Origin of the sequence: Rhodococcus rhodochrous (assembly GCF_014854695.1) — a bacterium.
GTDB lineage: Bacteria > Actinomycetota > Actinomycetes > Mycobacteriales > Mycobacteriaceae > Rhodococcus.
Genome location: NZ_CP027557.1, coordinates 5,120,169 through 5,140,560, shown reverse-complemented (window position 1 = coordinate 5,140,560; position 20,392 = coordinate 5,120,169). Strand labels below are relative to the sequence as shown.

19 protein-coding genes are annotated in these 20,392 nt (G+C 67.1%); 9 read left to right on the top strand and 10 right to left on the bottom strand.

The features are described 5' to 3' along the window. Nucleotides 1-21 precede the first annotated feature (21 nt). The 3 genes from C6Y44_RS23490 to C6Y44_RS23480 form a co-directional block, all read right to left on the bottom strand. Entirely contained in the window at nucleotides 22-516 is a 495-nt protein-coding gene (locus tag C6Y44_RS23490; RefSeq protein ID WP_159417265.1) for a hypothetical protein, read from the bottom strand. A 94-nt stretch (nucleotides 517-610) separates the two neighbouring features. Further along, nucleotides 611-2,224 carry a 4-hydroxyphenylacetate 3-hydroxylase family protein gene (locus C6Y44_RS23485; protein WP_159417266.1) on the bottom strand — a complete coding sequence of 538 codons (1,614 nt, stop codon included), beginning with the start codon at nucleotides 2,222-2,224 and terminating at the stop codon, nucleotides 611-613. A gap of 32 nt (nucleotides 2,225-2,256) precedes the next feature. Beyond that, nucleotides 2,257-2,823, bottom strand: coding sequence for a flavin reductase family protein (locus C6Y44_RS23480; RefSeq protein WP_159417267.1), 567 nt, complete (start codon nucleotides 2,821-2,823; stop codon nucleotides 2,257-2,259). 252 nt (nucleotides 2,824-3,075) lie between these two features. On the opposite strand from C6Y44_RS23480, the gene C6Y44_RS23475 reads away from it, so the two are divergent. After that, a complete protein-coding gene (locus C6Y44_RS23475) occupies nucleotides 3,076-3,996 on the top strand; it encodes an AraC family transcriptional regulator (RefSeq protein WP_120280741.1) in 921 nt (306 codons plus the stop codon). A 12-nt stretch (nucleotides 3,997-4,008) separates the two neighbouring features. On the opposite strand, the gene C6Y44_RS23470 is transcribed toward C6Y44_RS23475, so the two are convergent. Beyond that, entirely contained in the window at nucleotides 4,009-4,806 is a 798-nt protein-coding gene (locus C6Y44_RS23470) for an IclR family transcriptional regulator domain-containing protein (protein ID WP_037189706.1), read from the bottom strand. Nucleotides 4,807-4,998: 192 nt separating this feature from the next. Between C6Y44_RS23470 and catA the strand changes: the two genes are divergently transcribed. From catA to C6Y44_RS23445, 5 genes are all read left to right on the top strand, one after another. Further along, entirely contained in the window at nucleotides 4,999-5,850 is an 852-nt protein-coding gene (gene catA / locus C6Y44_RS23465) for a catechol 1,2-dioxygenase (protein ID WP_016691166.1), read from the top strand. Nucleotides 5,851-5,997: 147 nt separating this feature from the next. Continuing rightward, a complete protein-coding gene (locus C6Y44_RS23460; protein WP_120280740.1) occupies nucleotides 5,998-7,125 on the top strand; it encodes a muconate/chloromuconate family cycloisomerase in 1,128 nt (375 codons plus the stop codon). A gap of 37 nt (nucleotides 7,126-7,162) precedes the next feature. Further along, a complete protein-coding gene (gene catC, locus C6Y44_RS23455) occupies nucleotides 7,163-7,444 on the top strand; it encodes a muconolactone Delta-isomerase (protein WP_006553167.1) in 282 nt (93 codons plus the stop codon). 34 nt (nucleotides 7,445-7,478) lie between these two features. After that, complete coding sequence (locus C6Y44_RS23450; protein WP_016691168.1) at nucleotides 7,479-8,615, top strand: alkaline phosphatase family protein; 1,137 nt, start codon at nucleotides 7,479-7,481, stop codon at nucleotides 8,613-8,615. A gap of 75 nt (nucleotides 8,616-8,690) precedes the next feature. Then, nucleotides 8,691-9,659, top strand: a complete 969-nt coding sequence (locus tag C6Y44_RS23445) for an alpha/beta hydrolase (protein ID WP_016691169.1) — start codon at nucleotides 8,691-8,693, stop codon at nucleotides 9,657-9,659. A 4-nt stretch (nucleotides 9,660-9,663) separates the two neighbouring features. Here C6Y44_RS23445 and ygiD read toward each other — a convergent pair whose 3' ends face one another. Further along, nucleotides 9,664-10,506, bottom strand: coding sequence for a 4,5-DOPA-extradiol-dioxygenase (gene ygiD, locus C6Y44_RS23440; protein ID WP_159419094.1), 843 nt, complete (start codon nucleotides 10,504-10,506; stop codon nucleotides 9,664-9,666). A 23-nt stretch (nucleotides 10,507-10,529) separates the two neighbouring features. Continuing rightward, nucleotides 10,530-11,366, bottom strand: coding sequence for an alpha/beta hydrolase (locus C6Y44_RS23435; protein ID WP_159417269.1), 837 nt, complete (start codon nucleotides 11,364-11,366; stop codon nucleotides 10,530-10,532). Between the two features lie 304 nt (nucleotides 11,367-11,670). Between C6Y44_RS23435 and C6Y44_RS23430 the strand changes: the two genes are divergently transcribed. After that, nucleotides 11,671-13,350 (top strand): ABC-F family ATP-binding cassette domain-containing protein, encoded by a 1,680-nt coding sequence (locus C6Y44_RS23430; protein WP_159417270.1) that lies wholly within the window; start codon nucleotides 11,671-11,673, stop codon nucleotides 13,348-13,350. Between the two features lie 121 nt (nucleotides 13,351-13,471). Here the strand turns inward: C6Y44_RS23430 and C6Y44_RS23425 are convergent, their stop codons facing one another. From C6Y44_RS23425 to C6Y44_RS23415, 3 genes are read right to left on the bottom strand one after another with little or no spacing between them, the layout of a single operon-like run. Then, nucleotides 13,472-14,824 carry an MFS transporter gene (locus C6Y44_RS23425; RefSeq protein ID WP_159417271.1) on the bottom strand — a complete coding sequence of 451 codons (1,353 nt, stop codon included), beginning with the start codon at nucleotides 14,822-14,824 and terminating at the stop codon, nucleotides 13,472-13,474. A gap of 32 nt (nucleotides 14,825-14,856) precedes the next feature. After that, a complete protein-coding gene (locus tag C6Y44_RS23420) occupies nucleotides 14,857-15,837 on the bottom strand; it encodes a PDR/VanB family oxidoreductase (RefSeq protein WP_159417272.1) in 981 nt (326 codons plus the stop codon). Nucleotide 15,838: 1 nt separating this feature from the next. Further along, the gene (locus tag C6Y44_RS23415; RefSeq protein ID WP_120280736.1) at nucleotides 15,839-16,954 is read right to left on the bottom strand and encodes an aromatic ring-hydroxylating dioxygenase subunit alpha; all 1,116 of its coding nucleotides are present in this window, start codon (nucleotides 16,952-16,954) and stop codon (nucleotides 15,839-15,841) included. Nucleotides 16,955-17,083: 129 nt separating this feature from the next. Between C6Y44_RS23415 and C6Y44_RS23410 the strand changes: the two genes are divergently transcribed. Beyond that, nucleotides 17,084-17,671 carry a PadR family transcriptional regulator gene (locus C6Y44_RS23410; protein WP_120280735.1) on the top strand — a complete coding sequence of 196 codons (588 nt, stop codon included), beginning with the start codon at nucleotides 17,084-17,086 and terminating at the stop codon, nucleotides 17,669-17,671. A 94-nt stretch (nucleotides 17,672-17,765) separates the two neighbouring features. Here C6Y44_RS23410 and C6Y44_RS23405 read toward each other — a convergent pair whose 3' ends face one another. Beyond that, entirely contained in the window at nucleotides 17,766-18,662 is an 897-nt protein-coding gene (locus C6Y44_RS23405) for a LysR family transcriptional regulator (RefSeq protein ID WP_159417273.1), read from the bottom strand. A 153-nt stretch (nucleotides 18,663-18,815) separates the two neighbouring features. Between C6Y44_RS23405 and C6Y44_RS23400 the strand changes: the two genes are divergently transcribed. Next, nucleotides 18,816-20,186 carry an NAD(P)/FAD-dependent oxidoreductase gene (locus tag C6Y44_RS23400; protein WP_159417274.1) on the top strand — a complete coding sequence of 457 codons (1,371 nt, stop codon included), beginning with the start codon at nucleotides 18,816-18,818 and terminating at the stop codon, nucleotides 20,184-20,186. Nucleotides 20,187-20,392 lie beyond the last annotated feature (206 nt).

The window sequence follows — 20,392 nt, the reverse complement described above, 5'->3', positions numbered from 1 at the left end:
CGTGCGTCCTCCCCGAACTGCTCAACCGAACCAGAGGATCGGGGTGGGCCGATCGAACGACAACTCGGGGAAGTCGTCGTCCGCGACCGGCGTCCGCAGCCGCCGCTCGACGTAGTCCAGGCCGTTGCTGCGCATGTACTCGATGCAGGACACCGTGTACCCGACGGGGTCCGTGCGCGTACCGACGATGGGGCGGAACAGGTTCGGGAATCCGTGCACCGTCAGGGCATCGCGCTCGAGCGCGGCGCCGTCTCGGCCCTGCAGTGTGAGACCGCCGTGTCCGTCGACGACGAACTTCGCTCGGCCGACGACGGTGCCGCCGATGAGGATCTCCCACCGATGGTCGATGTCGTCGTAGCGGACGGCGCTCGCGGTGCCGATCTCGTGGACCGCCAGCCGTAGTTCGTCGCGCAACCGGGCCGAGACCCGCTGGGAGGCGAAGGAGCGTCCGAGGACCACTGCGTCGAATTCCGGTGCAGGGGGATGGGACACGGAGTTCGAAGCGGTCGTGGTCATCTCGGACGCTCCTTCGCGGTGGGTGGATGTTTGGGGCCGCGCGCGGGCGGGCAGGGGAACGGAGATCATCCGCCCGCGCGCGGAGTGCGGGTTTCTACTTGTAGAACGCGCTGACGTCGGCGTTGCCGATCAGGTCGGGCACGGTCCAGCCGTCGAGGTCGTATTCGCTCATGAACTGCTCCGCGAAGCCCTTCATGGAGGCGACGTCGCCACGGCTCTCGGCCGCGAACAGCAGCTCGGCCTTGACGTTCTCGTGGTTGCCGGCATAGTTCCGTTCGTACAGTTCGTGGCGGCCACCGAACTCGGAGCCGATCGAATCCCACAGTGCCTTCATGACCTTCACGCGGTCGACCGCCTGGATGCCGTCGGAGCCGCGGACATACTTGTCGAGGTAAGGACGCACGTCCGGGTTCTTGAAGTCGGCGGCGGAGGAGGGCAGGTAGATCAGGCCCGAGGCGACGTCCTGCTCGATGATCTCCTTGATGCGCGGGTAGCCCTGCATCGCGAACATGCGGTAGGTGAGGCCGTATTCGAGCTTGGGGATTACGGTGCCGTCGATCCACGGCTCCGGGTTGTTCACCATGGAGTCGGTGAGCGACCAGAACAGGTTGCGCCAGCCGATGACCTCACCGACACGGGTCTGCACGCCCCGGAATCCACCGGCGCCGGTGGCGTCGAGGGCCTTCATGAGCAGACCGGCGATGAAGTCGAGCTTGACCGCGAGTCGCGTGCAGCCCTGGAGGGTGAAGCGCTGGAGGAAGCCGGAACCACCGAGGAAGTTGTTGATCTTCTCGACGTCCCCGTACATGAAGACGTTCTCCCAGGGCACGAGTACCTTGTCGAAGATGAAGATCGCGTCGTTCTCGTCCATCCGCGACGACAGCGGGTAGTCGAACGGCGAGCCGACGATGTTCGCGTTCTGCGAGTAGGAGGCGCGCGAGATGAGCTTGATGCCGGGTGCGTCCATTGGCACCGTGCAGATCAGCGCGAATTCCTTCTTCTTGATCGGCAGACCGTAGTGGGCGATGAAGTTGTAGTTCGTGATGGCCGAGCCGGTCGCGACGACCTTGGCGCCGGAGACGATGAGGCCGGCGTCGGTCTCCTTCTCGACCTTCATGAACACGTCGCCGACCTGGTCCGGCGGCAGCTGGCGGTCGACCGGCGGGTTGATGATCGCATGGTTCCAGTACAGGACCTTCTCCTGCGATTCGCGGTACCAGCGCTTCGCGTTGTCCTGGAAGGGCGAGTAGAACTCGTCGTTCGCGCCGAGCGTGCCGAGGAAGGACGCCTTGTAGTCGGGGCTGCGGCCCATCCAGCCGTAGGTCAGTCGCGCCCAGGTGGCGATGGCGTCGCGGTCGGCCCGCAGGTCGTCCGCGGACTTCGGGGTCCGGAAGAACGGCATGGTCACGCCGCCGTTGCCGGTGTCGGTCGGGGTGGTGAGGGTGTTGACGTGCTCGCCGGTGTGCAGGGCGTCGTAGAGACGCGCGGTCATCCGGATCGAGTTGCGGAAGGCCGGATGGTTGGTGAAGTCCTTGACGCGCTCACCGTGCAGGTAGATCTCGCGGCCATCGTCGATGGAGGCGATGTACTCGTCGCCCGTCATGGGCTTCGATGCGAAGTTCTGCTGCTTGTTGGCCGGGGAGTCAGCGGCGACGTTCACCTTCGAACGGTCGAGGGTGTCGGTGGGCCGGGGCTCGGTGGTGGTCATGGAATGTCTCCTTGTCCGGTGGGAGTGAAGTTTCAGGCGTGGGTGGCGAGTGCGTGGAACGGCACGAAACGGGTCTGGGAGTCGAACCAGCCGCTGTGCGGGTCGTCCAGGCAGCCGTTCCACGCAGTCGACGTGCTCGGCGCACCGAGATCGTGGAAAGTGCTGCGGTAGAACAGGAGCGGGTCGACCGTCTCGTCGAAGGTGGCGTCGACGATCTCGCCGATGTAGATGATGTGGTCGCCGCCGTCGTATTCGCGCCAGGGCGTGCACGACAGTGTCGCGGCGGTGCCGGCGAGGATCGGGGCGGTGGGGCCCTGCTCCCAGACCGGCTCGGGCGACTGGGGGCGTCCCGCGAAGTGCAGTGCGGTGTCGAGCTGGTTTGCGGCGAGGATGTTGACCGCGAACGGCGCGTCGGACAGGAACCGGCAGGCCTTGGACGTGCGGGTCAGGGTGACCTGGCACAGGCGGGGCTCGAGCGAGACGGCGGTGAAGGCGGTGACGGTCGCGCCGTGGGGCTCTCCGTCGCTGTTCGCGCAGGTGATGACGGTGACGCCGCTCGCGAACTGTCCGAAGATGTTGCGGAGTGTGCGCTGATCCATGTCTGCGTCCTCCTGTCCGGTGCGTGGTGATGGACTTCGATTCGATGTGACACAGACCATATGGACGTCGAGAAGCTTGTGCGATCCGGTGAGCGCGGTCACTATCCACCTAGCGCGACGAGTGGGCCGAAGGGCCCTGTTTGCCTGGGGCTGTGTTCCGCATCACACTGGATCGCACGCGCTCGAATCACACGGATGCGCAGGTCGGGACGCCGACGACGAGCTGGAAACGAAGGTGAGGGGCCGATGGCAATGGAGCCGACTCCGGGGCCGGTCGAATGGGAAGAGGTGGAAGAGGTCGTTTCGAATGCCTATTTCGAGCACGACCTGACGCCGCTCGACGACGTCGCGCCCTCGCTCCGGCTCCGCACGCTGCCGCTCGGGCCGATCCGTCTCGCGCGCATCGGCTGGGGAGCGGCGGTGTCGATCCGAAGCGAGCATCCCGGGGCGTACGCGGTGAACATTCCGCTCTCCGGTCGGATCGCCGCCGGAAACGGCGTGGTGTCGGAGGTCGGTCACGCCGCCGTCTTCCGTCCCGACATCGCAGCTCCGGAGCAGAAGTGGACGAACGACTGCGAGATCGTCGGGATCAAGCTCGAGCGCGACTATCTGCAGCGCGAGATGTCGCGCATCCTCGCCCGTCCCGATCTGCAGCTTCCGAGCCGGGTGGATCTGACGACCCCGGCGGGGGAGAGTTGGATGACGCTGTTGCGTTCGATTGTGGAACAGCTCAAAGCGGACGAATCACTGTGGCGGAATCCGCTTGTCGCGGAGCAACTGTCGGGCGCTCTGACCACCTCGTTCATCCTCGCGGTCATGCCGGAGGATGCGGATCCGACCGGAGGTGCGCGTCCGCGCATCATCAAGCGCGTCCTCGATCGGCTGCACGAGGATCCCGCCTCGGCGTGGACCACCGCCGAGATGGCGGAGGTGGCCGGTGTCAGCGTGCGGCGCCTACAGGAGGGATTCCGTGAGTATCTCGGGGTGTGTCCGCGGGACTATCTGCTCGACCTGCGCCTCGAGCGCATCCACGAGGAACTCGCGGTGGGTGACGCGGCAGAACTGTCGGTCACCGATGTGGCGCTCAAATGGGGCATCACCCATACCGGCCGGTTCGCGGCGGCCTACAAGCGCAAGTACGGGGTCGCGCCGTCGGCGACCTTGCGTGGATGAGGTGGGCCGCTCTCAGTGGTGGCGGTAGCCGAGTTCGCTGCTGAGCCGCTCTGCGCAGTCCACCACCCGTTTCGCAGTGAGATCGCGGAACGAGTCGAGAGTGTGCCGGCCGGTCGACGTCGAACATGCGAGCACTCCGACCGCGTGGCCCGTGGGGTCGAAGACGGGTGCGGCGATCGTGATGAGCCCTTCTTCGAGTTCTGCGGCGGTGATCGCGTATCCCCGACTGCGTACCTGGGCGAGCTCGGCGCGCAGGTCGGCCGGGTTGTCGATCGTCGCGCTCGTGAGTCGCTCGAAGTGTGTCCGGTCGAGTACGTGATCCACCTGTTCGCGCGGTGACCAGGCCAGGAGTGCCCGGCCCATCGAGGTGGCGTAGGCGGGGACGCGGGTGCCCACGGACACGTTGATGCTCATGATCCTGCGGACCGGAACGCGCGCCGCGTAGACCACCTCGGTGCCGTCGAGCACGCCGAGCGACGCCGATTCGTTGGCGTATTCCGCGATCTCGACGAGTTTGGGGAGCGCCGAGTCCACGAGGGTATGGGACGCGGTGTAGTGCTGACCGATGCTGAGCACGCGCGGGGTGAGCGACCATCGTGTCCCGCGTGAGGTGACGTAGCCGAGCCTCTGCAGTGTCAGCAGGATGCGTCGAACTGCCGGTCGAGACAGCTCGGTCTTGGCTGCGAGTTCGGCGAGTGAGGGATTGGGGTCCTCGTCGTCGAAAGCGTGCAATACCGCAAAACCGCGTTCGATGCTCTGGATGAAGTCCCGTTCGCTGCTAGGACCATTACCTAGGTCGATGCTCGACATCCCGCCTCCTACCTGCGCACTCGCCTATGGTGCCCGATCCGGTGTTGACAAGCCGTGTGACACCACGCACAGTATGTGGTGTACGCACTGCGATACACAAGTACGCACAGCGTACCGACCGGTGATCACCGCAGCCCCCGTGTCGCACCGGCCCCGCACTTTCCGATAGTTCAGCCCTTCACGAGGAGAGCCATGACCACCATGGAGAACCCCACCGCTCACGGGTCCGGCAATGCTGCGACCGACAAGTTCAAGTCCGAGCGGGTCACGTCCGATACCTCGGTCGAGCGCGCGTCGGCGATCTACAAAGACCTGCTCGAAGCGCTCGCCGGCATCGTCGACAAGCACCAGGTGACCTACGACGAGTACCGCGTGCTCAAGCAGTGGCTCATCGACGTGGGCGAGTACGGCGAGTGGCCGTTGTGGCTGGACGTCTTCCTCGAGCACGAGATCGAGAAGGTGCACTACAACCGCAAGGGCTTCACCGGCACCAAGGGCTCCATCGAAGGCCCCTACTACGTCCCGGACAGCCCCAAGCTCCCGTCGAAGTGCACGATGCCGATGCGCGAGAAGGACAAGGTCGCACCGCCGCTGATCTTCAAGGGCCAGGTCACCGACCTCGAGGGCAACGGTCTGCCCGGCGCCACCGTCGAGCTGTGGCACGCGGACGAAGAGGGCTACTACTCGCAGTTCGCCCCCGGCATCCCCGAGTGGAACCTGCGCGGCACCGTCGAGGTGGACGAGAACGGCAACTTCGAGATCACCACGCTCAAGCCGGCTCCCTACCAGATCCCGTCCGACGGCCCGACCGGCTGGTTCATCAAGTCCTACGGCGGGCACCCGTGGCGTCCCGCCCACCTGCACCTGATGGTGAAGGCCCCCGGCAAGCGCGCCATCACCACCCAGCTGTACTTCCAGGGCGGCGAGTGGGTCGAGGACGATGTCGCAACGGCCGTCAAGCCCGAGCTCATTCTGGACCCGCAGCCCAACGCCGACGGCATCGCCGAAGTGACCTACAACTTCGTGCTCGACCCGGAAGCGTGATCCGGACCGCGGATGCGGCCTGATCAACCCGAATGAGAGTGCGGTTCGCATCGTGAATGCCGGTGTCCCTCTGGGGCACCGGCATTCATGCTGAATGCGCGGCGGCCTACCCCCTGTCACACCCCGATCCGATTGTGAGCAATTCCGATGTCCGACCCCGATCTGAAGATCGCCTCCGTCACCACGACGATCATCGACGTACCGCTGATCCGACCCCACAAGTTCGCCACCACCACCGCGGAAGCGCAGCCGATCCTGCTCGTCGCGGTGACCACCGAAGGCGGCGTCACCGGTTACGGTGAGGGCGTCGTGCCGGGCGGACCGTGGTGGGGCGGCGAATCGGTCGAGACGATGCAGCAGATCGTCGACCGCTACATCGGGCCCTACATCATCGGGCGTGGAGTCGACGAGATCAGCGGCGTCATGGTCGATATCGAGCGCATCGTCGCCAACGCGCGATTCGCGAAGGCCGCCGTCGACGTAGCGATGCACGACGCATGGGGACGCGCGCTGGGTGTGCCGGTCGCTTCGCTGCTCGGCGGCGCCTTCCGGACCGGCGTCGACGTGCGGTGGGCGCTCGGCGCCGCGCCCCTCGAAGAGATCGTCGAGGAGGTCACCCACAAGCGTGAGCAGCGCCTGAACTACTCCTTCAAGCTCAAAATGGGTGCGCTCGACCCGGTAGTCGACACCGATCGTGTCGTCAAGATCGTCGAGGCGTTCGGCGGCGAGGTCGGATTCAGCATCGACGTCAACGCCCGCTGGGACCGCTTCACCGCGCTGCGCCACGTCCCGCAGCTCGTCGACGGCGGTGTCGAACTCATCGAACAGCCCACTCCCGCAGATCAACTCGACGTGCTCGCCGAGATCAACCGACGCGTCTCGGCGCCGGTGATGGCCGACGAGTCCGTGCAGACCCCGCACGACGCGTACGAGGTGGCCAAGCTGGGCGCCGCCGACGTCGTCGCGCTCAAGACCACCAAGTGCGGCGGACTGCAGCGCAGCAAGCAGGTCGTCGCCGTCGCGAAGGCAGCCGGCCTGCGGTGCCACGGCGCAACCTCCATCGAAGGTCCCATCGGGACCGCCGCGTCCATCCACTTCGCGTGCGCCGAACCGGGGATCGACTACGGCACCGAACTGTTCGGTCCGCAGCTGTTCGCCGTCGAACTGCTGCAGAAGCCGCTCGACTACTCCGAGGGGCAGGTGCACCTGCCCGAGGGGCCGGGACTCGGCGTCGAACTCGACATGGACGTCGTGAAGAAGTACGCGCGTTCCTGATCCGCGCTCTCGTCAGAACAGAAGAAGGAGAAACATCATGGCACTGTTCCACGTTCGGATGGATGTCGACATCCCCCGCGATCTCGACCCCGACGTGCGCGCCGAGACCGTCGCGAAGGAGAAGGCCTACAGCCAGGATCTCCAGCGCCAGGGCAAGTGGCGGGAGATCTGGCGGATCGTCGGCCAGTACAGCAACATCTCGATCTTCGACGTCGAGTCGGCCGACGAACTGCACGAGATCCTGTGGAACCTGCCGCTGTTCCCCTACATGAACATCGAGGTCATGCCGTTGACGAAGCACGGCTCCGACATCAAGTGACCCTCGGCGCCGGCGCGTGGCTCATACTCGGGATATGAGCCTGCCGCTGCGCGACGTCTACGCCGAGCCGACCCTCGCCGACCTGATGCCGTCGGTGCTCTCGTCCGCGGGGGTCGCCGGTGAGACCAACCGACTCGATCTCACCCCCGTCGATCACACCGTCGTCCTGCTCGTCGACGGAATGGGGTGGGAACTGCTGCAGCGCAACGCGAAAGCAGCTCCGTATCTGACGCAGGCGCCGGGGAGCCCGATGCGTGCCGGCTTCCCGACGACCACGGCCGTCAGCCTCGCCTCCCTCGGGACGGGACTGCCCTCCGGCCTCCACGGCATCACCGGCTACCAGTCGTACGTCGACGAGATCGAGGCCCCGGTCAACTGGCTCCGCTGGACCCTCGCCGGAACCGCGATCGACCAGCGCGACGATCTTGTCCCCGAGACCGTGCAGCCCCACCCGACGGTGTTCGAACGCGGCCGCGAGGCGGGCCTGACCGTCACCACCGTCGTGCCGAAGGCCTTCGAGGGCAGCGGCCTCACCCGGGCCGTGCTGCGCGGCGGCAACTTCGTCGGGGTCTCCGCCTACGGCGATCTGCTCGCCCAGGTCGTCGCCGCGGTGAGCGCCGGCGACCGCAGTCTCGTCTACTGCTACATCGGCGAGGTCGACACCCTCGGGCACGTCTACGGGCCGGAGTCCGCGGCATGGCTCGCGCAACTCACGGTGGTCGATCGTTTCGTCGAGCAACTCGCCGACGCGCTGCCGGCCGGCACCCGCCTGCTCGTCACCGCCGATCACGGCATGGTCGACGCCTCGCGCGGTCGCCGCATCGACTTCGACCACACCCCCGGTCTCGGTGAGGACGTCACCGTCATCGCCGGGGAACCGCGGTGCCGCCACATCTACACCGACCACGTCGACCGGGTCCTCGAACGCTGGCGCAACGAACTCGGCGACCACGCGTGGGTCGGCACCCGCGACGACGCGTTCGCGGCGTGCCTGTTCGGATCCGATCCCGATCCGGCGCTGACCAAGCGGATCGGCGACATCGTGGCCGTCGGACGCGGCGAATCGACGGTGATCCGCAGCGACGGCGAGCAGGTCATGTCGAACCTTCCCGGGCAGCACGGGGCGTTGACCGACGAGGAACTGCTCGTGCCGCTGCTGCGGATCGGGTGACGCGTTCGAGGTCCGGGGCCGCCGGGTGTCGGAACTCTCGATGCCCGAAACATATCGGTCACATAGTGTGTGCACATGCGTACCGATGCGGTGACCTGGCACGACCGCAGCAGCAGGGTCGCGCTGATCCTCCTGTGGGTGGTCCGGATCCTCTTCAAGCCGATTCTGAGTCTCTGGCCGAGCAACGACTTCGGCATCGCCGTGCTCGGCCGGCTGTCGTGGGTGGTCGACAGGATCACGCCCACGCCGCGCGCCGTGCATGTCACGCCGACCGAACTCGGCGGAGTGCCCGGTGAGCGGATCATCTCCCCGAAGCCGGTCGACGACCCGCTCGACGACGCCACCATCCTCTACTTCCACGGCGGAGGCTTCATCTTCTGCGGCCCGTCCACCCACCGTCAGCTGTGCGTGCAGCTCGCGCTCGACTCCGGCGCCCCGGTGTACTCGATGGACTACCGGCAGGTGCCCGCCGTGCCGATCGCAGGTTCGGTGCAGGACGCGATGAACGCGTACACGGCTCTGCTCGAGGTGGCCGACGACCCGACCCGCATCGTCGTCGGAGGCGACTCGGCCGGCGGTTATCTCGCGGCGAAGGTCGCCGAACTCGCCGCGCGTCGCGGCATCCAGCGACCGGCCGCGGTGATCGGCTACTCGCCGCTGCTCAACCTCGACCTCGACAAGCACGACCCGAAGTACATGGCGAGGGACGCCTACCTGCCCATCAAGGCACTCGGGAAGATCAGTCCGCGCTGGTTCGCCGGCGAGGAGGCGATCGAGGGCGAGAGGAACCCCGTCGACGCCGATCCGGCGCTGTTCCCTCCGATGTTCATGTGTGCCGCCGAATACGAGCTGACCAGGCCGGACGTGGAGATCATGACCGAGCGACTCGCGTCGGCGGGACGCACCGTGGAGACACATCTGTGGCGCGGGCAGATCCACGCGTGGCCGGTCCTGGCCCGCGCGATCCCCGAGGCCATGGAACTGATCGGGCTCAGCACCCGGTTCGCGCGACGCGCGATCGTCGCCGTGGACGACGCCGCCTGAGCGCTCACAGGTTGGTGTCGGGCGGCTCCGGGCTCTCGGGCAGTCCGGCGCCGTGGCCGTCCCCGTCGCGCGGCGGACAGTTTCCGCCGACGGCGTAGGACGTCATCGACAGCGATCCGTATTCGACACCGTCGACGAGGGTCGCCGGTTGCTCCCCGGACTCGGCGGCCAGACCCGCGACATACAGCAACGGCAGGAAATGGTCGGGGGTCGGCACCGCGTGCCGGAAATCGGGGTGCTCACCCAGCGCCGCGGCGTCACCGGGACGGTCGCGCAGGACGGCGAAAGCGTCCTCGTCGAATCGATGTGCCCAATCGAACCCCGCGGCCGGGCGTCGCGGATCCATCGCGCCGAGATTGTGGACGACGTTGCCGCTCGCGACGATCAACACCCCGCGGTCGCGGAGTCCGGCGAGACGGGCCCCGAGTTCGACGTGGTAATCGAGCGACTTGTAGGCGTTGAGACTGAGCTGGACCACCGGGACATCCGCCTCCGGGAAGGCGTGGGTGAGCACCGACCAGGTCCCATGGTCGATACCCCACGAGTCGACGTCGGCACCCACCCACGTCGGATGGACGAGATCGGCGATCTCCTCCGCCAGTTCCGGAGCACCCGGCGCCGGATACTCGACGTCGAACAACTCCTGCGGGAACCCGAAGAAGTCGTGGATCGTGCGCGGCGACCGCATCGCAGTCACCGCGGTGGCATTGATGAACCAGTGGGCGGAGATCGCCAGGATCGCGCGGGGCGTCGGCACGGATCGCCCGAACGCCGCCCAGGCCTGCGTGTACCGATTCGATTCGAGCGCGTTGAGCGGACTGCCGTGGCCGACGAACGCGACCGGCATGCGTGACGACATCACTCCTCCTCTCAGCTGTCGAGCCGGACCTTCAACCAACCCGTCAGATCGTCGAGCACACGGTCCTTCTCCGGCTCGTTGAACACCTCGTGGTACAGCCCGTCGTACAACTTCAGCGTCAGATCCTTCGAACCCGCGTGGTCGGCGATGAGCTGTGCCCCGGCCGGATCGGCGAGAGCGTCGGCGGTTCCGTGCATGATCAACAGCGGCAGCGTCAGATTCGGGAGGCGCCGCTCGAGGCTCTGCTCGTTGAGCACCAGCACCCGCGCGAGCCCGGCGGGCACGAGACCGTGGTGCACGAGCGGATCGGCGTCGTACGCCGCGACCACCGCGGGATCGCGCGAGACCGCCTTGCTGTCGAGCTTCTGCACCGGCACACCCGGCAGGAAACGCCCGATCAGCTTGCCGATCTCCACGACCGGCTTCGGTGTGCCCGACGTGACGATCACCGCCGGCCCCGACAACACGAGCGCGTCGAGCCGGTCCTGATGGTCGAGCGCGTAGGCCAGAGCGATCGCGCCGCCCATCGAGTGACCGAGCATGAAGACCGGCAGACCGGGATGCGCATGGGTCGCCAGATCGATCAGGCTGTCGAGGTCGTCGGTGAACTCGCGCATCTCCTGGGCGCGCACACGCTTGCCGCCCGACCGTCCGTGACCGCGATGGTCGGGGGAGTACACGACGAGACCGAGATCGGTGAGCCGCGCGACGACGTGGTCGTAGCGACGCGCATGCTCACCCAGTCCGTGGCTGAGGATCAGCACGCCGGTGGGAGCCTCCGGCGACCACACGTCGTACACGATCGGGATCGCGCCGACGCCGGTGAACGACGATTCGGTGTGCTCCATGAGCGCCTCCTGCGGCCTCGTCGACAGCTGTTCCTCGCATCCTCGCACGAGTACCGGTCCGCGGAGGCACTCCGCGATCGCAGCCGGAAATTCGATTGACGGTGGTCGGGCGCTCGGTACCCTGGAGATCATGATCCAGGCGCTCTACTTCCACTGACGACACCCACTCCGCGACTCGGGACGTACTCCGAGGTCGCGGTTCGAGCCGTACCCGAATGCGGCCGAGTGTCCGGCCGTTCGTCAGCGAGCGCATCCTCCCACCCGTGATCCGGGGACGAGTGCGCCTCCGCACGGAGGAAACCACATGACCATCAGCATCACCCTGCCCCGGCGCTCCCGCGCCCAACTCGGCGCCGTCGACGTCCACCTCGCCCGTGACGGCCATCCCGTCCTGCGCGGCGTCGACCTCGCGGTCACACCGGGGTCCCGGCTCGGCGTCGTCGGAGAGAACGGACGCGGCAAATCCACACTGCTGCACGTCCTCGCCGGCCGCCTCGAACCGGACTCGGGGACCGTGCGTCGGTTCGGCTCGTTCGGCATCGCCGAGCAGGAGATGACCGTCGCGCAGGGGCGCACCGTCGGCGATCTCGTCGACATCGAGCTGGCCCACGTCCGCGCGGCTCTGCGGGCGCTCGACGAGAGCACCGCAGCGCTCGCCGACGAGCGTCCGGGCGCCGCCGACGCGTACGCCGACGCCCTGGAGATCGCCGAGCAACTCGACGCGTGGGATGCCGACCGTCGCGTCGACACCGCCCTCGAAGCGCTCGGCGCCGTCACCGACCGTTCGCGATCGCTGGCGGAGATGTCGGTCGGGCAGCGCTACCGCGTGCGCCTGGCCGCACTGCTCGGCGCCGAACACGACTTCCTGCTGCTCGACGAGCCGACCAACCATCTCGACGCGTCGGGACTCGACTATCTCACCGAACGCCTGCAGCAGACCCGCAGCGGCGTGATCCTCGTCAGCCACGACCGCGCCCTGCTGACCGATGTCGCCACGTCGATCCTCGACCTGAACCCGAGCCGCGACGGTCGTCCGCGCCTGTACGGCGGGGGATATGCCGGCTTCCGGACGGGACGCGAGGCCGAATACGCCCGCTGGGTCAGCGAATACGCCCGGGAGCAGGCCGAGCGGGCCCGGCTGGAGTCCGATCTCGAATCCGCGCAGGATCGGCTCGTCACCGGCTGGCGGCCGGAGAAGGGCACCGGCAAGCACCAGCGTGCCACCCGTGCGCCGGCGCTCGTGCAGTCGGTGCACCGCCGTCAGGAAGCGCTGGACGACCACGCGGTGGCGGTACCGGTACCGCCGCTGCAGTTCTCGATGCCGGCGCTCGGTGCAGAGGCCGACGGGATCGACCCGGACACACCGTTGGTGCGCGTCGAGGACGTCATGGTGCGCGGCCGGCTCGACCGTCCGGTCAGCCTGGCCGTCCTCGCCGGTTCGCGACTCGTCATCACCGGACCCAACGGCGCCGGCAAGTCGACGCTGCTCGCAGTGCTGGCCGGTGAGGTCGAACCGACGTCGGGGACCCGTGAGAGCGATCCCGTCGTGCGGATCGGGCGGCTCGCCCAGGAATCGCCGGCACCGTCGGCGGCGCGGGTGCAACAGGTCTACGACGCGCACGTCGGCGAACTGATCGTCGCCGGACTCGTCCCCGACCAGGGAGCCGTCGATCTCGACGAACTCGGACTGTTCACCGAACGCGACCTCGGCAAGCGGGTCCGTGACCTGTCGATGGGACAGCAACGACGCCTCGACCTGGCGATGGTGCTCGCCGCGCGACCGCACGTGCTGCTGCTCGACGAGCCCACCAACCACCTGTCGATCACGCTGGTCGACGAACTGACCGACGCCCTGGGGGCGACCGACGCCGCGGTCGCCGTGGCCACCCACGACCGGCAGATGCGACGCGACATCGCCCACTGGCCGCACCTGGCGCTGGGGCTCGCCCCGAAGGAATGCACCCGGAAAGGACCGAAGACATGAGCGTCCGGGTGCCGCGGAGTTGTTCACCGCAGGGACCACCGCAGCGACGCGCGAAGTGGTCATCGGAGCGCGGAATTGCGCGCTCTGATGACCACTTCGCGCTCTGATTCCTGGCCGTCGGTCAGCTCCGCGACTCTGTGGAGACGGCGGCGGGCACCGGCTCGGACGAGGCGTCCGCCGAGCGTGCCGGGCGCAGCGCGAACAGTGCCACCGCGGCGAACACGACCACTCCGGCCACTCCGAAGTAGAGCTGTTCGGGCGTCCATCCCGCATCGAGGAGCACACCGGCCGCGGTCGGTGCGAGGATGGCACCCGCTCGGCCGATACCGATGGCGGAACCGACGCCGGTGGCCCGCACCTGCGGTCCGTAGAGGGACGGCGCGAGGGTGTACAGACCGGCGATGCACCCGTTGATGAGTCCGCCGATCAGGATGCCGAGCGCGAACGCCAGCATCAGGGTCGAGATCGACATGATGAAGACGGTCATGGTCGCGGCGGCGGCGATGGTGAAGGTGAGCAGGACCGATCGGGTGGCCCATCGGCTGGCGAACACTCCGAAGAGCACCGACCCGACGGTGCCGCCGAGGGTGAGCATCATGCCCGCCGTGGCGCTCTGGTCTTTCGTGAGACCGGCGGTCTCGAGCAGCGACGGCGTCCACGAGTTGACGAAGTAGAAGCCGAACATGGTGGCGAAGAAAGCCGCCCAGAGCAGCACCGTCGAGCGGGTGTTGCTTCCGGAGAACAGGTCCGAGATCCGTCCTGCCCGCGGTGCCGCCTTGTCGCCGGAGCGGGTGAGCTCGGAGACGGGGCTCTGGCCGATGCGTCGCGCGATGCTGTTGACCCGGTCGAGATCGCCTGAGCGTCCCCGGCTGGTGAGGAAATCGAGGGATTCGGGCAGCAGCACGACGAGGAGAGCGAGCACCAGGCCGGTGAGGACGGCGCCGGTGACGAAGACTGCGCGCCAACCGTATTCGCTCTGCAGACCGACGGCGGCCATACCACCGATCGTGGCACCCACGCCGTATCCGGCGGTGTAGATGCTGATGGCCAGACCACGCCAGCGGGCCGACGAGTATTCGCTCGCGATGACGGTGGTGCAGGCGAGGACGCCGCCGATGCCGAGTCCGGTGATGACCCGCCAGATGCCGAGTTCCCACGCCGATCCGGCGCTCGCGGACAGGCCCATGCCGGCGGTGGCGAGCGCGACGGACATCAGGATCAGGGGCCGTCGGCCGATCCGGTCGGCCATCGGGGCGAGAGCGAGAGCACCGACGGCCATGCCGATCAGACCCGCGCTGAGCAGCACGCCGAGTTCCGATCCGCCGAGGCCGAAGTCGCTGCCGATGCTCTTGGCGGTGAACGCCAGGGCCATGACGTCGAACCCGTCGAGGATGTTCAGCACGACGCACAGGGCGACGACCATCCATTGGTAGGGATGCATCGGCGAGGCGTCGATGCGTGCGCGAAGATCCATCGTGTTTCCTCGTGGTGTGAAATGCGCGGTGGTCAGGGAAGGTCGAGCGTGACGACACCCGTCGTCGAACGGGACGACGCCGAATCGCGCACCACGCGGGACACGCAGGCGCACATCCGACGCGAGGAGCGCTTCTGCTCCTCGCTGAAGAAGACATCGCGGTGGTCGACGCGACCGTCGAGCGAGGAGACGGAGACCTCGCACAGGCCGCATTCGCCCTTGCGGCAGTCGAACATCATGTCGACACCGGCACGCCGGAGGGCGTCGAGCATCGATTCGTCGGAACCGACGGTGGTGGTGACGTCGAGTTCGGGCACGGTGACCGTGAACTCCTCGGCGTCGAACCATCCACTGTTGCCGAAGGTCTCGTAGCGGAGATTCGGCATCGGCCGGTCGCGGTCGTGCCACCGGCGCCGCACGGCATCCATGAGGCGGATCGGACCGCACATGTACAGCTCGGTGCCGTGATCGACGCCGTCGACGAGCGCGGCGACGTCCAATCCCGTTCCCTCGTCGTCGATGTGGACGTCGAGACGGTCGCCGTGGAGGGCTTCGAGTTCGGGCAGGAAGGCCATCGCGGAGCGACTGCGACCGACATACACGAAGCGGTAGTCGGCACCGAGGCGGCGGAGCACGGCCCCCATCGCGCGGACCGCGGTGATGCCGATGCCACCGGCGAGCAGGACATATCGCGGTGCGCCGACCCGCAGCGGGAAGTTCTGGAGAGGCTCGGTGATCTCGAGTTCGTCGCCGGGGCGCAGCGAGTGCATGTACTCGGAACCACCGCGCGAGGTGGGGGAGCGGTGGACGCCGAGTATGAGGCGACCGTCCGGACCACCCGCGGCGAGGGAGTACGAACGCGTGTCGCCCGAGGGGAGACGCACGTCGATGTGGGCGCCGGGTTCGACGCGGTGGGCGGTGTCGGCCACGAGGGTGATCTCGGCGATCGAATCGGCGGCCCGCTCGACACCCACGACTCGGGCCCGCTGCCAACGGATCTGGTTGTTGCTCATGTCAGTGGGCTCCCTCGGGAACGGCGGTGGCCGAGGTGAGGTTCCGCTCCGCTTCGACCATGCGCTGGATCAGGCGTCGCACCCACATGCCGCCGGCGTCGATGTTGAGGTTGTAGAACTCGTGATCCGGGTTCGCCTCGATGGCCTTCTGCTGCGCGGTGAGCATCGCCTCGTCCTCACCGAACACGCCGTGCACGCCGTCGCGCAGCTGCGTGGTGATGAGCTGGCTGTCGAGACGGTAGTTGCGCATGAACGCCCAGAAATACAGGGCAGTGCGCTCGTCGACGGGCGAGATGGTGTTCATGACGAAGCCGTTGACGCCCTGGCTGCGGTCGCCCTCGGGGGCACCGGTTCCGGCCTTGGCCACACCGACATCGATGCGGATCGTGGACGGTGCCTGGAACTCGATGATCTGCCAGCGGTCGACCTTGCCCTCGAAGCCGGGGAACTTGTCGCGCATGTTCTTCAGCCAGAACGGCGGTGCGTCGATGTCGTGCATCCAGCGGGTGACCGTGACGGTGCGGTCGTCGTGGGTGACGACGAAGTCGGACTCGCTCAGTTCGTCCTGGCCGATGGACGACGAGTGTACGAACTCCTCGTGGGTGAGGTCCATGAGGTTGTCGAGGACGAGCTGGTAGTTGGCCTGCACGTCGATCGTGCGTCCGTCGCCCGCCCAGTCGGGGGAGTCCATCTGGAACATGTCCGGGACGAGATCGGGATCGGCCTGCGTCGGATCGCCCGGCCAGACCCACACGAAACGGTGCCGCTCGACGACGGGATAGGACGCCACCATCGCGGACGGATTGATCGTCTGCTGGGCGGGCATGTGCGTGCAGCGACCTGCGGAGTTGTACTGCAGACCGTGGTAGGGGCACTGGATGCCCTCGCTACCGATGAGCTTGCCCATCGACAGCGGCGCGAGGCGGTGCCAGCAGGCGTCGGCGAGGGCGACGGGACGGCCTTCTTCGGTGCGGTAGAGGGCCATCGGTTTGCCGGCGATGGTGCGGGCGAGGATCTCGCGTCGACCCACCTCGTGATCCCAGGCGACGACGTACCAAGCGTCGAGCGGGTAGGCCATGTTCTTCGCGGTCGCCCCGGTGGGGCCGAGATCGGTCATGTCGGATCCTCCGAACACTGAAGGTGAAATAACTATCTACATAGATAGTTGGTGAGCTGGGGCACAGACTATCTATCGATATAGTTATTCGCAAGGGTGGAATACTCGCCCGGGGAAAGGTGGTGGTCCATGAGCCTGCGATACGCGCTGCTCGCATTGCTCACCGCCGAGCCTCTGACCGGCTACGACGCGGCGAAACGGTTCGGCGGGTCGGTCGGGCACGTCTGGCATGCACCCGACTCGCAGATCTACCCCGAACTACGCCGGATGGAGCGCGAGGGCCTCGTCGAGGGCGAACAGGTGCGCTGGGGTCCCAACAGCACCAAGACCCGGTACTCGATCACCGAGGAGGGCATCCGGGCCTTCCGCGAGTGGATGTCCACCCCGCTGGACTACGCCCCGGTGCGCGACGCCGCCCACATGCGCGCGGCCTACTTCGAATGGGCCGACCCGCGCAGTGCTCGCGAGTGCCTGCAACGGCACATCGACCACTACACCGAACAGATCGCCCAGTGGACCACGGTGCGCGACGCGATCCTCGACCTCAGCAACGCGACCATCGCGAGACGCGTGCAGAAGTATCCGGCCGAGGACCACGAGCGGATCATCGCGTTCAAGGCGTTCGCGTACGACGGTCTCATCGGCCGGGGCGAGGCCGAGATCGCGTGGGCACGCCAGGGCCTCGAACTCCTCGACAAGCTGTCGCCGCGTAACTGAGTCGCCCGGGACCGCAGCGACGCGCGAACTGGTCAGCGGAGCGCGGAATTGCGCGCACCGATGACCGTTTCGCGCTCCGACGTCGGTGGTCTGATCACGGCGTGCTGTCCGTCGGCGGCACGATCGAATGCGCGAGCGCCCGCATGAGGAACTCGAGTTCGGGATTGGGCGTCGCGTTGCTCCGCACCACCCCGCACACCGGCACCTGCAGCCGGTGGTGGATCTCGCGCATGAATTTCAGCCCCTTGCGGGGTGTGTCGGCCGCGGTGCCGGCGTAGAGCACGGTCCACGCCCTCGGGTTGGTGAGCACCTCGAGAGTCGCGGTGTGGTCGCTCGCGATCGGAGGCCCGAGGCGCACGCGACGACCGACCTCGACGAAGGCGTCCTCGACCACGCGGTGCAACAACACCTGGTTGCCGCGCGGCGGCAGCAGCAGCGGGTAGTGGGCGAGGTCGCCGAGATCGACGGTGGAGAAAGCCGACAGCGGGTGCTCGCTCGACGTGACGATGACGAGCTCTTCGATGCCGAGACGGATCGCCTCGAGCCCCGGGCGGTCGACGTCGCCGCGGATGAGCGCGAGATCGGCATCCCCGGACGCGACGGCGTTGACGCGGTCGGTGAAGTCCTTGATGACGAACTCCACGTCGATCTTGGGGTGACGCTCGCGGACGCTCGAGATGGCGTCGAGGCTCTGCGACGCGAAGCTCATGTTCGCCGTGATGCGGATGCTCTCCCGCGGTTCGTGGCCCACTTCCAGGGCCTTCGCTTCGAGACTGAGCACTTCGGCGGCGATCGGCATCAGGCGTTGGCCGGCCGAGGTGAGCTTGACCGAGCGGGTCGTACGGTCGAACAGGGTGGTGCCCAGTTCGTGCTCGAGCTTCGCGATCTGATGGCTGATCGCCGACTGCGAGATGAAGCAGCGCTGGGCGGCACGGGAGAAGCTGCCCTCCTCGCCGACGGCGAAGAAGTAGCGCAACTGACGGAAATCCATGTCTCCTCCGGGGAACGTGCCATCTGCATTTATGAGCGAAACAGATAACAGTTTTTCGAATATCCCAGGTTAGTGGAGAACAAGGGTCCTTCGTACCTACCTTGGGAGTCATACATCAACGGAGATGACAAGTACGTGGAGGTTTACGGCAGCATGGACGATGCGGACACAGTGACCCTGGTCGATCGGACGGATGTAGTCATCGTGGGTTCCGGCTTCGGAGCATTGGCCACCGCCAAGAAGCTCGCCAAGGCCGGCACGCCCTTCGTTCTCATCTCGGAGACCACCGAGCATCTTTTCCAGCCTCTGCTCTACCAGGTTGCGACCGGTGTCCTCTCGCCCGGTGAGATCGCCCCCTCCGTGCGTGCGATCCTGGCCGAGTACCCCAATGCCGACGTCCGCCTGGGCCGCGTCGTCGACGTGCTCCCCGAGGAGAACACGGTCGTCTACGAGGCCGGCGGCCAGCGTCTCCGCCTCGGCTTCAAGTACCTCGTCGCCGCGACCGGCGCGCGCCAGGCGTATTTCGGACGCGACGAGTTCGCCGACCTGACGTACGCGCTGAAGACGGTCGAGGACGCCGAGAAGCTGCGTCGCCAGATCGTGCGGTGCTTCGAGGAAGCACACGTCACCACCGATGCGGAGCGCCGGAAGAATCTGCTCAGCTTCATCGTCGTGGGTGCCGGCCCGACGGGCGTCGAGCTCGCGGGACAGATCAAGGAACTCGCGCAGCGCTACTTCGCCGAGAACATCGGCAACATCCGCGCCGACGACGTCACCGTCACGCTCGTCGAGGGCGCCGACAAGGTGCTGCCCCCGTTCGGCGGCAAGCTCAGCGAGTACTCCAAGGAGTCGCTCGAGAAGAGCGGCGTCGACGTCGTCCTCGGGACGATGGTCACCGACATCGACGAGCACGGTGCCATGCTCACCACGCCCACGACCGAGGAGACCCGCCGCCTCACCGCGGAGACCATCATCTGGTCGGCCGGAATCCAGGCCAACGACTTCGCCGACGTGCTCGCCGAGCGCACCGGCTGCGAGACGGTCCGCGGCGGACGCCTGCTCGTCGACCCCGACTTCACCGTCGGCCGCAGCGACAACATCTTCGCCATCGGCGACATGGTCACCCTCGACAACCTGCCGGCGCAGTCGCCGTTCGCCATGCAGGGTGGCCGCCACGTCGCGAAGATGATCACCGGCAAGGTCGCGATGGGCACCCCGTTCCAGTACAAGGACAAGGGCAGCATGGCGATCATCAACCGGTTCCGCGCCATCACGCGGGTCGGGAAGATCGAGCTCACCGGCTTCATCGCCTGGGTGCTGTGGCTCGCCGTCCACCTCGTCTACCTGGTCGGATTCCGCAACCGGTACATCGCGGTCATGTCCTGGTGCGGTTCCTTCCTCGGACACCGTCGCCCGCACTTCTACTACGCGCAGGACACCGTCCCGGTGCCCGCTGTGGAGAAGGAGTCGGCAGCGAAGGACGAGCCGGAGAGCGACAAGGAACCCGTGCGGACGTCCGCATAACTACAGACCCCCGAAAGGCTCCGACCGCCCGGTCGGGGCCTTTCGTCGTTCGCGCGCCGAACCGGGATCGACGCGGCATGTTGCGGTAGCGAGTCCCGATTCACCGCGCGCACTGCTGCGACCGGCGGGTGAAAGCCGGGGTGATTTCCGGGATGTCCTGCAAGCCAGAGACGTTCGAGTGGTGTAGATCCGCCGACCTGCGGCTA

Coding starts and splice junctions, on each gene's coding strand:
- catA (WP_016691166.1), top strand. CDS start 4,999: ATGACCACCATGGAGAACCCCACCGCTCACGGGTCCGGCAATGCTGCG.
- C6Y44_RS23425 (WP_159417271.1), bottom strand. CDS start 14,824: ATGGATCTTCGCGCACGCATCGACGCCTCGCCGATGCATCCCTACCAA.
- catC (WP_006553167.1), top strand. CDS start 7,163: ATGGCACTGTTCCACGTTCGGATGGATGTCGACATCCCCCGCGATCTC.
- C6Y44_RS23485 (WP_159417266.1), bottom strand. CDS start 2,224: ATGACCACCACCGAGCCCCGGCCCACCGACACCCTCGACCGTTCGAAG.
- C6Y44_RS23475 (WP_120280741.1), top strand. CDS start 3,076: ATGGAGCCGACTCCGGGGCCGGTCGAATGGGAAGAGGTGGAAGAGGTC.
- C6Y44_RS23460 (WP_120280740.1), top strand. CDS start 5,998: ATGTCCGACCCCGATCTGAAGATCGCCTCCGTCACCACGACGATCATC.
- C6Y44_RS23405 (WP_159417273.1), bottom strand. CDS start 18,662: ATGGATTTCCGTCAGTTGCGCTACTTCTTCGCCGTCGGCGAGGAGGGC.
- C6Y44_RS23445 (WP_016691169.1), top strand. CDS start 8,691: ATGCGTACCGATGCGGTGACCTGGCACGACCGCAGCAGCAGGGTCGCG.
- C6Y44_RS23490 (WP_159417265.1), bottom strand. CDS start 516: ATGACCACGACCGCTTCGAACTCCGTGTCCCATCCCCCTGCACCGGAA.
- ygiD (WP_159419094.1), bottom strand. CDS start 10,506: ATGCCGGTCGCGTTCGTCGGCCACGGCAGTCCGCTCAACGCGCTCGAA.
- C6Y44_RS23415 (WP_120280736.1), bottom strand. CDS start 16,954: ATGACCGATCTCGGCCCCACCGGGGCGACCGCGAAGAACATGGCCTAC.
- C6Y44_RS23420 (WP_159417272.1), bottom strand. CDS start 15,837: ATGAGCAACAACCAGATCCGTTGGCAGCGGGCCCGAGTCGTGGGTGTC.
- C6Y44_RS23435 (WP_159417269.1), bottom strand. CDS start 11,366: ATGGAGCACACCGAATCGTCGTTCACCGGCGTCGGCGCGATCCCGATC.
- C6Y44_RS23480 (WP_159417267.1), bottom strand. CDS start 2,823: ATGGATCAGCGCACACTCCGCAACATCTTCGGACAGTTCGCGAGCGGC.
- C6Y44_RS23430 (WP_159417270.1), top strand. CDS start 11,671: ATGACCATCAGCATCACCCTGCCCCGGCGCTCCCGCGCCCAACTCGGC.
- C6Y44_RS23400 (WP_159417274.1), top strand. CDS start 18,816: ATGGACGATGCGGACACAGTGACCCTGGTCGATCGGACGGATGTAGTC.
- C6Y44_RS23450 (WP_016691168.1), top strand. CDS start 7,479: ATGAGCCTGCCGCTGCGCGACGTCTACGCCGAGCCGACCCTCGCCGAC.
- C6Y44_RS23410 (WP_120280735.1), top strand. CDS start 17,084: ATGAGCCTGCGATACGCGCTGCTCGCATTGCTCACCGCCGAGCCTCTG.
- C6Y44_RS23470 (WP_037189706.1), bottom strand. CDS start 4,806: ATGTCGAGCATCGACCTAGGTAATGGTCCTAGCAGCGAACGGGACTTC.